This window comes from Mesorhizobium sp. A623, assembly GCF_054489405.1.
In genome coordinates this window covers 258,266-272,425 of the sequence record NZ_JBTMXB010000001.1, presented here as the reverse complement: position 1 = coordinate 272,425, position 14,160 = coordinate 258,266, and the positions used below count along the sequence as shown (strand labels likewise).

Sequence of the window (14,160 nt, the reverse complement as noted above, 5' to 3'; positions counted from 1 at the left end):
CAGCCAAGCACCGCCGCGCCTCATGGCCTGTCATCCGGCCTGTTGGATCAGAGGGGTTGGGGATTTTGGTAGTATGTCTTTGCTACGACGCGGACCGAGCCGTCGACGAGCAGCAAGGAAAGGATGTCGGTGTAGTCGAAGGCGCCGAAGCGGGTCTTTACGACGACCGCGCCGGCGCTGCCGTGCAGGGTCATACCCTGGATTTCGAAGGCTTCGAGACCGGCGCCCTTGCGCTCGGGTGCGGTGACGAAGTCGATCCATCGGTCGCGCGGGACCGCGCTGTAGGTCGCCTCGTCCATCCCGACGATATGGGCTGTCGGCGCGAAGAGCTTCCTCAACGCTTCCGCGTCCTGCCGGGCAACCCCGACTATGTAGGCCTGGACCGCACCGATCGCCTGCTCGTGCTTCATTTGATGATACCTATCTTCTTGCGATCGATGGAAATGATGATCGCGACGACCAGAACGAGGCCCTTGATGATGAGCTGCGTGTAGGACGAGACACCGGCCAGGTTCAGGCCGTTGCTCAGGATGGCAATGATCAGCGCGCCGATGACCGTGCCGCCCGTCAGGGGGGTGCCGCCGATCACGACGGTTGCGATGACGTCGAGTTCGAGACCCGTTCCGGCCGTCGGGCTGCCCGCTCCCATGCGTGCGGCCAGGACGACGCCGGCGACGACGGCATAGATACCGGCGAGGATGAAGGCCAGGATCTTGACGCGGTCGACCCGTATGCCGGAGCGTAAAGCCACGGTCTCGCCGCCACCCACCGCCATGATGCCACGGCCCAGGCTGGTGTATTTCTGGATTATGTAAGCTATGGCGCACGCAATTGAGGCAATGAGAACGATGGTTGGAATACCGGCGACGCTACCGGATCCGATGGCCCTTAGGCCGGCATCCCGGATCATGATTGGCCGGCCTTCGATGATATGCAGCATCATGCCGTGTCCCGCCACGAGCAGGCCAAGCGTGACGATGAAGGAGGGTACCTTCAACTTGGTATAGACACGGATTGCTGGTCTTGCTGATGGCATTCCAGTCGATCAGGGACTTGCCGGCAGCCAGCGGCTCCACGATCTCGGAGCGATAATTGCCGATCTGGTCCTTGGTCGGGTAGTAGAGGCTCATCTCGTAGACCGGCTGGTCCGTCTTGTGGCCGTTGATATGGTCGTGAAGGATCGTGATGCCGTAGCCGCCCATGACCCAGTGGCCCCCTGCCAGCATGCTGAGCTTGTCCTCGGCAAGCATGTCGAGCGCGGCTACCGTGATGTCGATGCCCGCGAGCTTCATGCCGGAACGCCCCGCGTTCTCGATGGAAACGATGGCGCCCAGCAGCGGGTCGGAGCCGGCGCCCCACACGCCATCGATCTGCTCGAAGCGGGTCAGGAAGTCTTCCATGACAGTCTGGCCTTTCGCCAGGGTCCAGTCGGTATACTGGACGTCGAGCAGTTCCACGTCGGGATGCTCGGCAACCGCTTTCTTCAGGCCGTCATTGCGGGCTTCGGAGGTGGAGATGCCGGGGACACCGCCGATGCCGACGATCTTCTTGACGCCATCCTTCTCGATGAGGTGTTTGGCGACGTTGTAGCCCGCAGCCTCGTCGTCAAGCTTGATGAAGGCGAGGTAGTTCGGTGTCGAGCCGACTTCCACGCCCGGGAAAGTGTCGGTCACCACGACCGACACATTGGCCTTGTTCGTGAGTTCCAGGGCCTGCATGCCGAGCGACTCGCTGAGCGGCGTCAGGATGATACCCTTCACGCCGGCGTTGATCAGCGTCTCGATGTCGCCGAGTTGCTTGTCTTCGCGTTGCTGCGCATCGGTCACCACCAACTCGTACCCGTAAGCCTCGGCGGCGGTCTTGGCGAAGTTGACGTAATCAACCCAGAATGCGTCGTTGAGCGTCGGCATCGGCATTCCGAGCTTCGGCTTGTCCTGGGCTTGCGCCGTCAGGCTCAAGAGCACGCCGGCCGCGGCGAGCGAAAGGATTTTGAACAGTTTCATGATTTGCAGTCCCCCATTGTTTTGTGAACATTCCTGTCAGGCAAGAACGATCCGCTTTCCTTCGATCGCGGACCGGTAGGTTGCTTCGAGCAACGCGACCACGCGGCGCCCGTCTTCACCATCGACGCGCAGCGCCTCGTCGCCACGAATTGCGGCGACAAAGTTCTGTACGGAACGGCCAACAGTGGCCGACCAATCGATGCTCTCGACCTCCACGGCGCTCCACTTGCCGCCCTTCCAGACAAGAACGTCCGGCTCGGAAGTGAATTTCTCGAAATGCGCCTCGATGCCCGGGACCCGGATCATCGCGCTCGGACTCACGACTTCGATCTGATCGTCGAAGACGCCCTTGGGCGCATGATATCCGGCTTCGATGATAGCCTGGCCGCCATCGCGGAACGCCAGCGTCACGGCCGCCCTGTCCTCGCCGATACCGCGCGGGTCCGTGGTGTCGAGCGTAGCCGTTACCGACTCGACCTCGCCCATCAGCGAACGGGCGACATAGAAGCGGTGGAAACCCGCATCGAACAGGAGGCCGCCGCCGGTCAGGTCCGGATCGGCCCGCCATCCACCCAGCTTGCCGCCGATGGCGAGCCGCAGCCGCACCGAGCTGGGACGCTCGATGGCCTTGCTGGAAATCTGGGTCCGAAGCCATTCATGCGCCGGGTAGAACAACTGGTTGTGGCTCACGCCGAGCAGCTTGTCGGCGGTCTTCGCAGCGGCGATCATCGCGTCGCATTCGGCAACCGAAACAGCCATCGGTTTCTCGACCAGCACGTGCTTGCCCTTCGCCAGCGCGCGTATGGCGATGTCGGCATGGAACTTGTGCGGCACGCAGATCACGACGGCATCGATCGACGCATCTTCGAGCAGCTCGACATCGGATGCGTAGGCGCGTGCGCCCGTCGCCTCGGCCGTCTTGCCGCGAAGGGTTTCGCTGATGTCGGCAACCGCCGCGAGCACGGCGTTGGTCCCGTTGAGCAGCCCTTTGACATGATGCTGGCCGACTTCGCCGAGACCGATCACACCCACCCTGACCGGCGCGCTCATTGCGACAACTCCACGGGCATGAGATCATCCAGCGCGCGCAACTGGACCATCGAGACGGCCGACGCAGCAGCCGGGTCACCCTTGAGGATGGTCTTGTATTTATAGGATTCGAACTCGACCGACATGTAACCTCGATACTGAATGGCCGCCAAAGCGGCGAAGAACTCTGTCCAATCCACGCGACCCTCGCCGATCAGCGGGAACATGAACTGGTCGCCGTCATTGCCGGGGACCCCGATCACGTCCTTGATGTGGACGTGGCGGATCAAGGGTCCCCATTCGCGGATCAGCCAGCCGACATCGTTGCGATGCAGGACGAGATGACTGGGGTCCAGGTTGATGCCGAAAGCGGGATGGTTGCCGAACCGCTCGAGCAGCGGCAGCGTGACGCGACATCGCGGTCTGAACATCGTCGACGATCAGCGCAACACCGTGGCGCGTGCAGATCTCGCGCACCGCCTCGATGTAGCCGTCAGGCATCGGGATCATACCGCCATTCGACTGGAACAACTCGATGATGACGCCAGCGACCCTGGCGTCAGGCTGATGCGTGATCGCGAGATCCATCATCCTGGCGCAGGCCAGGTCGCAATTGTTCGGCGTCATCTGCAGCGGGCAGCGATAGCAATTGTAGTTCGGAACGCGGATCTGCCGCGTCATGTAGCGGTCGAGGCCTTCCTTCGCGCCTTCCAGCATGTGCGGATAGGTACGCCAGCGTGGCGAAGGTGGCGCCGTGGAAGGCGCTGTAGAGCGAAACGAATTCGCTGCCGCCATTGGCCCGCATGGCCAGGTGCATCGCGCCTTCGACGGCGTCCGCGCCACTGAGGGCGAACAGCACGCTGCGCATGCGGCGCTCAGAAGCGTCTGGGTATTCGCTAGAAAGCCGGTGCTATCAATCGTAGAGATGGAAAATACGTGCGGTAGCGACCAACATCCCGGGTCAACACAGGAAGTTGGCTGACCGCCGCATGGGCGCCAATGAAAAAGTCCGGTAACACGCTAGTACGCGATCCGCCGGCATGGCGATATTTTGTGAGCACCTTTCCGGCTAGAAACAGGACTGCCCGGGGCATCGGCACCATCTCCAACCCGGCCTCGTCGAGAAACCTGTCAAGATCTTCGACCCTGTCGTAGCGGACAGCGAGTTCTGCATAGACGACATCGTTGATAACCAGCGGCCCATCAAGGCTGGCCGCCTCAAGCTGCGCGATCGACCAATCCGCCCAACGTTGGTCAGGCAGAAGCAGCTTCGATCGCTGCCAGCGCGATACGCTCGTCATTATCTGAAGACTCGCCCGACACGCCGACAGCGCCGATGACAGCGCCAGACGCATCCCGCACGAACACACCTCCAGCCGTTGGAACCATTCCCCCGACTATATGCGCGATACCTGCGAGGAAGTGTGGCGGTTTTGCTGCCAGTTCCCGGGTGGTTTCTCCCATCGCAAGTGCGGCATTGGCCTTGGCGATGGCGATTTCGGCCCGCCGAATGCTGCAACCGTCATCGACCAGAACGGCACGAACCGAGCCTCTCGCATCGAGTACGGCCGCTGCAACCGGCTTGAACCCGCCGGACCGCGCCTGCTCGATCATGGTAGTACACAACGCTTGGGCATAGGCGAGCTTCATCGATTATCTCCTAGTGACGAATTAGTCTTCCTTGAAGACGATTTCGCGTTTCCGGGTAACGCTTGGCAGGGCAACGATCAGGATCAGGATTGCTGCAACAGCCAGCATGGCGGCACTGATCGGGCTGGTGACGAAAACGCTCAAGTCACCGCGTGATATGAGCAGCGCGCGCCGGAAATACTCTTCCAGCATCGGCCCAAGAATGAAGGCCAGCAGCAATGGTGCCGGTTCCGCGCCAAGACGCTTGAGCGCATAGCCAAAAAGACCAAAGCCAGCCATCAGGAAGATGCCGAAATTGTTGTTCTCCAGACTATAGACGCCAACGCAGCAGAACATCAGAATCGCCGGGAACAGAAAGTGATAGGGAATGCTGGCCAGCTTGGCCCACATGCCTACCAGCGGCAGGTTCAGGACCACCAGCATCAGGTTGCCGATCCACATCGAGACAATGAGCCCCCAGAACAAGGTCGGGTTCTCCGTGATCACGGACGGTCCGGGCTGTATGCCTTGCAGGATCAGCGCGCCAACCATCATCGCCATGACCGCATTGGAGGGAATGCCAAGCGTCAGCATGGGGATGAAGGATGTCTGCGCACCGGCATTGTTGGCGGATTCCGGCGCCGCGATCCCCTCGATGGCGCCATGGCCAAATTCCGCACTGTTGGGCGAGCATCTTTTCTCGATGGCGTAAGCGGCAAAGGCCGACATGAGCGCGCCCCCGCCGGGCAGCACGCCCAGCACCGAACCAATGGCGGTCCCGCGCAGAATCGGCTTCCACATCCGTGAATAATCAGCGCGTGTCGGCCAAAGGGACGTAACCTTTTGCGTGGTGATGCGCTTCGACTGCTCATGAATGTTGGCCATGATCTCGCCAAGCCCGAACACGCCCATCGCGATCACCACGAAGTCGATGCCATCGGACAACTGCATGCTGCCGAAACTGTAGCGCGCCAGCCCGGAATTCACGTCAATGCCGACAAAGCCCAGAAGAATGCCTATCAGGATCATCGCGAGTGCATGAAACAGCGAGCCGCTGGCCAGAACAACGGATGCAATCAGCCCCAACACCATGAGAGCGAAATACTCCGCCGCCCCGAACTGGATCGCGAGGCCGGCAAGGATTGGCGCGAAGACCACGATCACGCCCGTGGCAATTGTGCCTGCAACGAAGGACCCGATCGCAGCGGTGGCCAGCGCCACGCCGGCACGCCCATTGCGCGCCATCTGATGACCGTCGAGTGTCGCCACAACAGCCGAGGATTCACCGGGAAGATTGATCAGGATCGCGGTCGTCGAGCCGCCATACTGAGCACCGTAATAGATGCCGGCAAGCATGATGAGCGCGGTGGTGGGATCGAGACCGTAGGTAATCGGCAGCAGCATGGCGATGGTGGCGACCGGACCGAGGCCGGGCAGGACGCCGACAGCGGTTCCAAGGAAGACGCCAATAAAGCAATAGGTTACATTACCAAGGCTGAGCGCTGTCGAGAAGCCGAGGGAAAGATTATCAAGATAGGACATAATTAATTACCCAGGCAGATTTATATAAGGGATCGGCAACCCCAGAAATCTCACGAATATATAAGAAAATCCTCCCGTCAGGACGATGGCGCCGGCAATCGGAATTGGCTTCAACCTGAATTCGGGACTCGCGGTGGCAGCCATCAGAATGAGCAGCAGCGTCGATGGGAACAGGCCTATCCGATCGCAGACAATTGCAAATGTCACGACCGACACGACCACGATCATGATCGGCAGAGCACCCTTGGATATTAAACGAATGGAGGAAAATTTCGGCCGGCCGGCGGCAATGGCCCGACCAATACTGATGGCCGCAAAAACGAGCAGAAGAGAAGAGATCACGATCGGCAGGAATCCCGGCCCCATGCGCGAGATGCTGCCCAGCGGATAATTCAGGCCGATGAACAGACCCAACGCACCCAGCGTCAGATAGATCAGACCGAGACCAAGAGCACTTTGGTTCAAGACATCGCCCCCATATTTTCTTGAATGGAAAAGGCCGGATGAGATCGCTTGCCCCATCCGGCCCTGCTCTTGATCAGTTGACCGTGGCGCCCGAGATCTTGATGACCTCACCCCACTTTTCGAGATCGGCCTTGATCTTTGCGCGGAGCTCGTCACGGGTGGCGATCAGTGTGTCGCCTCCTTCGTTTTGGAGTTTTGCGCGGACTGCATCGTCCGTGATGGCCTTCTGAGCAGCCTCGAACAGCCTGTCGATGATTGCCGAGTCTGTTCCAGCTGGTGCGAACAATCCATACCAGGTTCCGGCATTGAAGCCCGGATAACCCTGCTCCGCGATTGTCGGAATATCAGGCAGCGTCGGGCTGCGCTTGTCTGCGGAAACCGCAATCGGCCGCAGTCCGCCCGCCCGGATCTGACCGAGTGCCGTCGGAATGGATGACAGCATGAAGTCGATGCGTCCGCCAACCACATCGACGATGGCGGGTGCCGCGCCCTTGTAGGGAATTTGATTGAACGTCACGCCAGCCGTCGTCTCAAGAAGTTCGCCCGTCAGATGAGAGACGGTTCCGTTGCTTGCCACGGCAAGGCTCAGGGCGCCGTCCGCATTGCGTGCGGCCTCGATCAGATCCGTCATATTCTTGAGCGGCGAATCTTTCGGCACCACCACGACATTGGGAGCGTCCGCAAGAAGAGAGATCGGAATGAAGCTCTCGATCGGATCATATGGCAGGGAAGAATACAGACCGGGATTGATCGCAAAATGCGACGTCTGCCCCATGAAGATCGTGTAGCCATCCGGTTGTGAATGGGCGACATATTCGGCCCCGATGCTTCCGGCAGCACCTGGCTTGTTCTCGACCACGATGGGCTGGCCAAGCTCTTTGCTCATGTACTCGGCGACGACGCGCGTGACGACGTCCATGCCGCCCCCGGGCGAACCTGGGACGATGAAGGTGATAGGCTTGGACGGATAAGTTTCCGCGTGAAGAGGTGCTCCCATCAGCATGGTGGCACCAACGGCACCGGCGATCATAAGTGACCGGCGAGACATTTTCGAAATATTCATATGCGTTCCTCCCTGTTGCTTTAGTTCACGTAGTATTCATCGGGCCGGTTTCTGTTCCGCTTTCTGGAACTGAACTTCCATAAAGCAGCCCCGCCTTGATTTTCGGAAAAGTCGTCGCCGGATCCGTGATCGGCAGCCCGTGCGCGGGCGCAATGAAGCGCGCGTCCAGCTTTCTCACAAGATATTCCAGGCGATTGGCGTAGTGGTTCATGTCGGTGAATTTCGTCCAGAACAAAGCCCGGTCGGCGAAAACGGCCGATACTTCCGGTATGTCCAGCGATATGGCCTCCTCCGCAAACAGCCCGCAATGTCCGTCTTCGTGGTAATGGCTGTAAGCAAAGCCATCTCCCGGAAACAGGACTTTTGCCTTGTCGTCAAAGCCCCACCAGGTCGTGCGCAGATCGCGGATCACCGGCTCGACCAGGTGAAAGTGGCGCCCGCCGAGATCGATGGTGTCACCAAGCCCCATGGATGTCATGCGGTGGGCGAATTGTGGGAAGGCCAGGTGGTAATCCGACATGTCGCCGCACAGCATCACATCGTCGTAATCCTCCAGGATGCGACCCAGCCCTCCCGAATGTGGCGTTTCCTGATGCGTCACGAACAGATAGCGCAGCGGCGGCTGCCCCTTGAGCAGGGTTTGAAGCTGCCCCGCCAGCAAAGGATAATCCTTGGGATGGCCGGTCTCGACGAGCAGGGATGCCTCCGTGCCGATCACCAGATAGGCGGCATTATAGGTATGGTAGATTTTGCCGTTGGCATGCTGCTCCAAACAATCGCCCAGCCAATGGACGCCGGGAGCAAGTTCACGGGGCGTGCCTTTGCCTTGCTGGGAAGCGGTCATCGGATGAGGTCCCTGTCGACATAGGCGCATGGGGTGACCGAGCGGTCCAGGCTGTGAAGTGCTTCGATAAGCCGGTCGAACTGGCGGTTCACGGCGTCGCGGCCTTCCGAAATCTTGCCGTAGCCCGGGGCGATGCGTTCAATGGAATATTGATGCCGGATGGCATCGATCTTGTCGCAAAGCTCCTGCGTCTTTCCACCCTCCAGCCACCAGTAGCGCGTGTTCAAAAGAAAACTGCGGATATGCTGTATGTCCGCAACATCATCGGCATTATCGATCAGCCATGGCCCTTCTTGTGCCTGGCTCCATTCGTGGGTGAAACTGTCGGAACTGAACAGCGTACCTGTGTTCGGATCCACGACCCAACGTGTTCCGATCAGCCGTATGGGAGCCTGGAACGCATGCAGTTTGCGATTGCCTGTCGAACCCAGATCAATGTCCTGCCGCCTGGCGACAAGGGTGGTCTTGAGGGAGTAGTCCGCAGGACGCTCCACGTACCGCGAGAACGCGACCCAGAGGGCGGCGGCCGGATTGCCGGAATAACACTGCTTGGCACGGAAGGTTTGTGCGATCACCTCGACATTGCAAACCGACATGTATTCATTCAGCCGCAGCGGGTAGATCGACAGTTCGTCGCCGTCCGCCAGAAGCTCGCGCAGCCTGGCGATGATCGCATCGCGATGCGCTGTATATCCGGTGTCCAGGAGCAGGGCATCCTTGCCTTCCTTCAGCAGGTAGCAATGCCCCTTGGTGTAGCCTGTCGCATTGGCCGGATAAGAACTTACACGGCCATCCAGCCGGATCGTGCTCGCGATAGAATAAAGCCTGTCCGGGACGAGTTCGATGACATCCGTGACCGCGCTGTCTTGAGAAGGGTTCAGCGGATCGCTCTTCGCGTTCAAAAACATATGTCCCATCATTTCTTCGCCGCTTGCTGTGCGAACGGGTCGGCACAGTAAGCCTGCGCCTGCGCGCGAAAATCCGGGCCGCCGCTCAGCCGATCGACCAGCGCGGAAAAATCCTCTGCCGGTCGCTGCGCCGCATTCATCGACAACTGATCCCAGGCGCCGCGATAGGCGGAAAGGCTGACTGAATGGCATGCCAAGGCTATGCGCACCCGCATCTCCCCAAGCCGCGCCTGGTCCTCCAGCTCTGGTGAGCGGGCGCCCAGCACGAGCGGCAAGGTGGTCGCCGCGACCACGGCCTCCAGCGTCCCCCAGTCCTTCACGCCGGAAACGAACAGTGCCGCCGCCCCCGTTTGCTCGAACGCGCGCAGCCGGTCGACCAGCGCGGATTTATCGGGACAGACCGCCGTACTGGTCCGGGCGATGACCCGAAGGCTGCTGCCGCTCGCCCCGTCCACCGCCGCACGGATCTTTGCGCAGGCTTCCTCTTGTGAGATGCCCGCTTCGGCCTGAGGCGACAGGCGACGCGGCAGATAGGTGTCCTCGATCGTGACCGCGGCGGCACCCGAAGCGGCCAGATCCTCGGCAAAGCGCCTGGCATTAATCGCATTGCCAAAACCATGATCCCCATCGACGATCAGCGGGATCGGCAATCCGCGCGCGATCCTGCGGCACAGATCGACCACCACATCCTGCGAGACAAGCGTGATATCGGGCAGGCCCAGATGATGCAGCGACACCGAAGACCCCGGCAAAACCGCGCAACGATAGCCCAGTTCGACAGCCATCCGTGCCGTCAACGGATCGAAGACCGATGCCGGCATCGTGCAGGTGCTTCCCGCCAGAATTCTGTCCAGGGCGGTTTCGTCGCGAGCCATGCCTTCCCCTACAATCGCATCGTCCTTGATGTTTGTTGACACCATGCCGCAGGGGGGTCAAAGGAGAAAAGCTAGGTTCACTTTAGAAAGACTAAACCCATGGCATTCGATCATATGCCACTAAACTGGATCCGGACTTTTGAGAGAACCGCACGGCTGCTCAGTTTCCAGGGTGCTGCAGCGGAATTGCATGTGACCCCTGGCGCGGTGAGCCAGCAAATTCGCAAGCTTGAACTTGAACTGGGTCAATCCCTGTTCCAGCGCTCACGATATCCCGTATCGCTGACCCCCGCGGGCGAGGCCCTCTTTGAGCGCGTGCAGAGCCCGCTGCACCAGATCGACCAGGCTCTCCTCGACAGCCGCAACCACAATCAAAGCCAGGGATCGCAGATTCATGTCTGGGGATCGCGGTTCTTCATGCGGCTTTGGCTTTTGCCACGTCTTCACCTTTTCAAGGAGAGGCATCCGAACTTGACGCTGGTTCTGACGACAGCCTCGCCGCTCGCCTCCGTGCCGCCGGATTGTGACGTGGCGATCCGGGTGGGGTTCGACATGAACCCGGATCTGCACCGCGAACCGCTGCTTCGCCGTGTCGCGGTTCCGGTGTCCAGCCCCGACTATCTCCGCCAGCATGGCCCAATCACCACGATCGCGGATTATTCAGGCCACCTCCTCCTCCGGGGCAGCATGCATGACGACGAGTGGAGACTGTGGCTCGCCGCGAACGGGTCCAGCCAGTTGCCCCTTCCAAACGTCACGACGCTGAGCAGTTCGGATCTGGTACACGCCGCAGCCATTGAAGGTGTCGGTATCGCGCTTGGCCGGCTGGGGTTCATCGACAAGGACATTGCCTCCGGCCGCCTGAAGCAGCTTTGCGGCGAACCTGCGGATGTGGGGGTTCCGTTCTGTCTTCACTACCGCAAGGACCGGGAGACCGATCCGAACATCGGTCGATTCACCACATGGCTCCGGGAAGACGTAACCCGCCGGTCGTCCGATTTCCCCCCGGCGCTTGTCGCTAAAATTGCCGATTGATCTCCGTCATGCCTACGCTGGTATCTACGGCAGCACGTGGATCGATGCGGGCGACGGCGTGAGGCCGACTGTCTCTCCGACCTCGAATAGGCCCACTTCGGCGGGATTGGGGCTGTCGACCAGCCATTCGCCAAGGCCTTCGACCTCGACAAGATACTCGGCAATGTTGCCGAGGAACATCATGCGCCGGACCGTGCCCTTGAAATCGCCCTCACCCTTTGAAAGGCGCACCGCCTCCGGCCGGACGACAAGCGTGACGTTCGTGCCGGCTGCAAGATCAGGCTTGTCTGCAATGCCTATTCGCTTTCCCGCGATCTCGACCTCGTTCGTGCCGACACTCCTTGCCTGCACGAAATTCGCCTTGCCGATGAAATTGGCGACAAAGCGGCTGACCGGCCGCGCGTAGATTGCGTGCGGCGTGCCAAGCTGTTCGACCACGCCGGCATTCATCACGACGATCTCGTCGGAAATGCTCATCGCCTCGACCTGGTCGTGCGTGACATAGATGCTGGTGATGCCGACCCGTTGCTGCAATTCGCGGATCTCCACGCGCATCTGCTCGCGCAGCTTGGCGTCGAGGTTGGAAAGCGGCTCGTCGAACAGTAGCACCCGCGGCTCCATGACGATGCAGCGGGCCAGCGCCACGCGCTGCTGCTGGCCGCCCGAAAGCTGGTTGGGGGAGCGCCGCGCATAGCCGGCAAGGCCGGTCTGGTCGAGCACGCGCGCGACCCGCTCCTCGATTTCGGCCTTCGGCAACTTGCGCAGCCTCAAGCCGAAAGCGACGTTCTCGAACACGTCGAGATGCGGGAAGATCGCATAGGACTGAAACACCATGGCGGTGTCGCGCTTGTTGGGCGGTTCCTCATTCATGCGCTTGTCGCCGAACAGGATGTCGCCCGAGGTCGGCTCCTCGAAGCCGGCGATCATGCGTAAAAGCGTGGTCTTGCCGCAACCGGAGGGCCCAAGCAGCGTGACGAGTTTTCCCGCACCGATTTCCAGGTTCACGTCCTTGACGGCGGCGACCGTGCCGCCGTCGGGGCTGGTGAAGACCTTGTTCAGGCCGACTATTCTGATCGAGTCCGTCATTGATATCTCACCATCGAGGTGTGCCGGCTCCAGCGGCTTATGGCCAGGCTGATGATGACGATGGCGATAAGCACGATGACGATCACCACCACGCTGAAGGCCGCCGCGACGCCGAGCCTGCCGGAGCCGACCTGATTGAGGATCTGGACCGTCATCAGGTTCCAGTTGGCCGAAACGAGGAAGATCGCCGCGCTGATCGCCGTCATGGCGCGCACGAAGGCATAGACGAGGCCGGAGAAGAACGCCGGCGCAATCAGTGGCAGCGTCACCTTGCGGAAGGTCGTGATCCCGTCCGCGCCGAGGTTCTGTGCCGCTTCCTCGATGGAAGGGTCGATCTGCCTGAGCACCGCGATGCCCGACTGGATGCCGACCGGCATGTAGCGGAACACGAAGCACAAAACGAGGATGGCGAGCGTGCCGGTCAGGATCAGCGGCGGCGCGTTGAAGGCTAGGATATAGCCGATGCCGACCACCGTGCCCGGCACGGCGAAAGACAGGATCGAGCCGAATTCCAGTGCCGTGCGGCCGGGAAAGCTACGGCGCACCACGAGGAAGGCGATCAGCATGCCCAAAAGCCCGCTCACCGGCGTCGAGACGATGGCAACGACCAGCGTGTCCTTGACCGAATCGAGACCGACATCGAACACATAGACGAAGTGGGCAATGGTCGGGGCATAGTTGAACCCCCAGACCTTGGTGAACGCGCCCAGCAGGATCACCGCATAAAAGGCCGCCACCATCAGCGAGAAAAACACCACCAACCCGTAGAGCAGCCATTTGACCGGTGGGCTGACGATCTTGGAGGTGGAGGCGGTCGGCTTGCCGGTGACGGTGATGTATTGCCGCTTGGCCAGATAATAGCGCTGGATGGCGAAGGCGGTGATCGAGGGGATAAGCAGGACGATGGCGAGTGTCGCCCCGCGCGACAGATTGAAGGAGCCGGTGATCTCCAGATAGGCCTGCGGCGCGAGCATCGGGAAGGAGGCGCCCGCCAGCACCAGCGGGTTGCCGAAATCGGCCATGGATTCGATGAACACGATCAGGAAGGCGCTGGCGATGCCCGGCAGCGACAGCGGAAAGCTCACCTTCCAGAAGGTCTGCCATTTCGTCGCGCCGATGTTCAGCGCCGCGTCCTCCAGCGTCGGACTGAGCGAGGCCAGCACGCCGCGCAAGGACAGATAGGCGATGGGCGCGAAGGTGAATACCTGCGACAAGACCACGCCGCGAAAACCGTAGATCGAGAAATCATCCAGCCCGAGCAACTGGCGGGTGATCAGCCCGTTGAAGCCGAACAGGAACAGGATCGACACCGCGCTGACGAAGGGCGGCGACACGATCGGCAGGATCGTCACATAGTGCAGCAGCGTCTTGCCGGGAACCGGCAGGCGGGTCAGCACGAAGGCGGCGAGATAGCCGATCGTCACGCTCAGCACGCCGACGAGCGCTGCGACGCTGAGGCTGTTGACGAGGGCATTGCGGTAGAGCCGGCGCTCGGCAAGCTCACGATAGCCGTCGAGCGTCCACACGCCGCCGGGCTGGAAGCTGGCGAGCAGCACCTTGACCAGCGGATAGACCACGAAGACGGCAATCGCCACGGCGATCACCGCCAACAGGACGAGCAGGACCGGATCGCGCGCGAACTGTCGAAGTTCGGACCGGGCGTTCCGGATCGATGCCATTC

General features: G+C 60.8%; 17 protein-coding genes and 1 pseudogene. 1 reads left to right on the top strand and 17 read right to left on the bottom strand.

Translation table 11 applies throughout. The features are described 5' to 3' along the window. Nucleotides 1-47: 47 nt before the first annotated feature. From ACX3P1_RS01345 to ACX3P1_RS01275, 15 genes and pseudogenes are all read right to left on the bottom strand, one after another. Nucleotides 48-410, bottom strand: coding sequence for a nuclear transport factor 2 family protein (locus ACX3P1_RS01345; RefSeq protein WP_459077719.1), 363 nt, complete (start codon nt 408-410; stop codon nt 48-50). Next, complete coding sequence (locus ACX3P1_RS01340) at nt 407-958, bottom strand: ABC transporter permease (protein WP_459077718.1); 552 nt, start codon at nt 956-958, stop codon at nt 407-409. The genes ACX3P1_RS01345 and ACX3P1_RS01340 overlap by 4 nt, the downstream gene beginning before the upstream one ends. After that, nucleotides 870-2,003: a sugar ABC transporter substrate-binding protein gene (locus ACX3P1_RS01335; protein WP_459077717.1), complete on the bottom strand. Its 1,134-nt coding sequence runs from the start codon at nt 2,001-2,003 to the stop codon at nt 870-872. The genes ACX3P1_RS01340 and ACX3P1_RS01335 overlap by 89 nt, the downstream gene beginning before the upstream one ends. A gap of 36 nt (nt 2,004-2,039) precedes the next feature. Further along, on the bottom strand, nt 2,040-3,053 hold the full coding sequence (locus ACX3P1_RS01330; RefSeq protein WP_459077716.1) for a Gfo/Idh/MocA family protein: 1,014 nt from the start codon (nt 3,051-3,053) through the stop codon (nt 2,040-2,042). After that, the gene (locus tag ACX3P1_RS01325; RefSeq protein WP_459077715.1) at nt 3,050-3,463 is read right to left on the bottom strand and encodes a sugar phosphate isomerase/epimerase family protein; all 414 of its coding nucleotides are present in this window, start codon (nt 3,461-3,463) and stop codon (nt 3,050-3,052) included. The genes ACX3P1_RS01330 and ACX3P1_RS01325 overlap by 4 nt, the downstream gene beginning before the upstream one ends. A 37-nt stretch (nt 3,464-3,500) precedes the next feature. Continuing rightward, nucleotides 3,501-3,620 (bottom strand): annotated as a pseudogene (locus ACX3P1_RS01320) (hypothetical protein); the annotation flags it as partial. After that, nucleotides 3,592-3,900 (bottom strand): hypothetical protein, encoded by a 309-nt coding sequence (locus ACX3P1_RS01315; RefSeq protein ID WP_459077924.1) that lies wholly within the window; start codon nt 3,898-3,900, stop codon nt 3,592-3,594. The gene ACX3P1_RS01315 and the pseudogene ACX3P1_RS01320, both read right to left, overlap by 29 nt. Nucleotides 3,901-3,928: 28 nt before the next feature. Next, nucleotides 3,929-4,333, bottom strand: a complete 405-nt coding sequence (locus ACX3P1_RS01310; RefSeq protein ID WP_459077714.1) for a type II toxin-antitoxin system VapC family toxin — start codon at nt 4,331-4,333, stop codon at nt 3,929-3,931. Continuing rightward, nucleotides 4,287-4,682, bottom strand: coding sequence for a GlcG/HbpS family heme-binding protein (locus tag ACX3P1_RS01305; protein ID WP_459077713.1), 396 nt, complete (start codon nt 4,680-4,682; stop codon nt 4,287-4,289). The genes ACX3P1_RS01310 and ACX3P1_RS01305 overlap by 47 nt, the downstream gene beginning before the upstream one ends. Nucleotides 4,683-4,703: 21 nt before the next feature. Next, nucleotides 4,704-6,203, bottom strand: a complete 1,500-nt coding sequence (locus ACX3P1_RS01300; RefSeq protein ID WP_459077712.1) for a tripartite tricarboxylate transporter permease — start codon at nt 6,201-6,203, stop codon at nt 4,704-4,706. A 6-nt stretch (nt 6,204-6,209) separates the two neighbouring features. Further along, entirely contained in the window at nt 6,210-6,725 is a 516-nt protein-coding gene (locus tag ACX3P1_RS01295) for a tripartite tricarboxylate transporter TctB family protein (RefSeq protein WP_459077711.1), read from the bottom strand. A 16-nt stretch (nt 6,726-6,741) separates the two neighbouring features. Beyond that, a complete protein-coding gene (locus tag ACX3P1_RS01290; RefSeq protein WP_459077710.1) occupies nt 6,742-7,731 on the bottom strand; it encodes a Bug family tripartite tricarboxylate transporter substrate binding protein in 990 nt (329 codons plus the stop codon). A 25-nt stretch (nt 7,732-7,756) separates the two neighbouring features. Continuing rightward, nucleotides 7,757-8,575: an MBL fold metallo-hydrolase gene (locus ACX3P1_RS01285; RefSeq protein ID WP_459077709.1), complete on the bottom strand. Its 819-nt coding sequence runs from the start codon at nt 8,573-8,575 to the stop codon at nt 7,757-7,759. Further along, on the bottom strand, nt 8,572-9,483 hold the full coding sequence (locus tag ACX3P1_RS01280) for a hypothetical protein (protein WP_459077708.1): 912 nt from the start codon (nt 9,481-9,483) through the stop codon (nt 8,572-8,574). The genes ACX3P1_RS01285 and ACX3P1_RS01280 overlap by 4 nt, the downstream gene beginning before the upstream one ends. An 8-nt stretch (nt 9,484-9,491) precedes the next feature. Continuing rightward, the gene (locus ACX3P1_RS01275) at nt 9,492-10,358 is read right to left on the bottom strand and encodes an isocitrate lyase/PEP mutase family protein (RefSeq protein ID WP_459077707.1); all 867 of its coding nucleotides are present in this window, start codon (nt 10,356-10,358) and stop codon (nt 9,492-9,494) included. A 99-nt stretch (nt 10,359-10,457) separates the two neighbouring features. Here ACX3P1_RS01275 and ACX3P1_RS01270 point away from each other — a divergent pair, with 99 nt between their 5' ends. Then, complete coding sequence (locus ACX3P1_RS01270) at nt 10,458-11,393, top strand: LysR substrate-binding domain-containing protein (protein ID WP_459077706.1); 936 nt, start codon at nt 10,458-10,460, stop codon at nt 11,391-11,393. A 24-nt stretch (nt 11,394-11,417) separates the two neighbouring features. Here the strand turns inward: ACX3P1_RS01270 and ACX3P1_RS01265 are convergent, their stop codons facing one another. Both ACX3P1_RS01265 and ACX3P1_RS01260 read right to left on the bottom strand, forming a co-directional pair. Continuing rightward, nucleotides 11,418-12,479, bottom strand: coding sequence for an ABC transporter ATP-binding protein (locus ACX3P1_RS01265; RefSeq protein ID WP_459077705.1), 1,062 nt, complete (start codon nt 12,477-12,479; stop codon nt 11,418-11,420). Further along, on the bottom strand, nt 12,476-14,158 hold the full coding sequence (locus ACX3P1_RS01260; protein ID WP_459077704.1) for an ABC transporter permease: 1,683 nt from the start codon (nt 14,156-14,158) through the stop codon (nt 12,476-12,478). The genes ACX3P1_RS01265 and ACX3P1_RS01260 overlap by 4 nt, the downstream gene beginning before the upstream one ends. Nucleotides 14,159-14,160 lie beyond the last annotated feature (2 nt).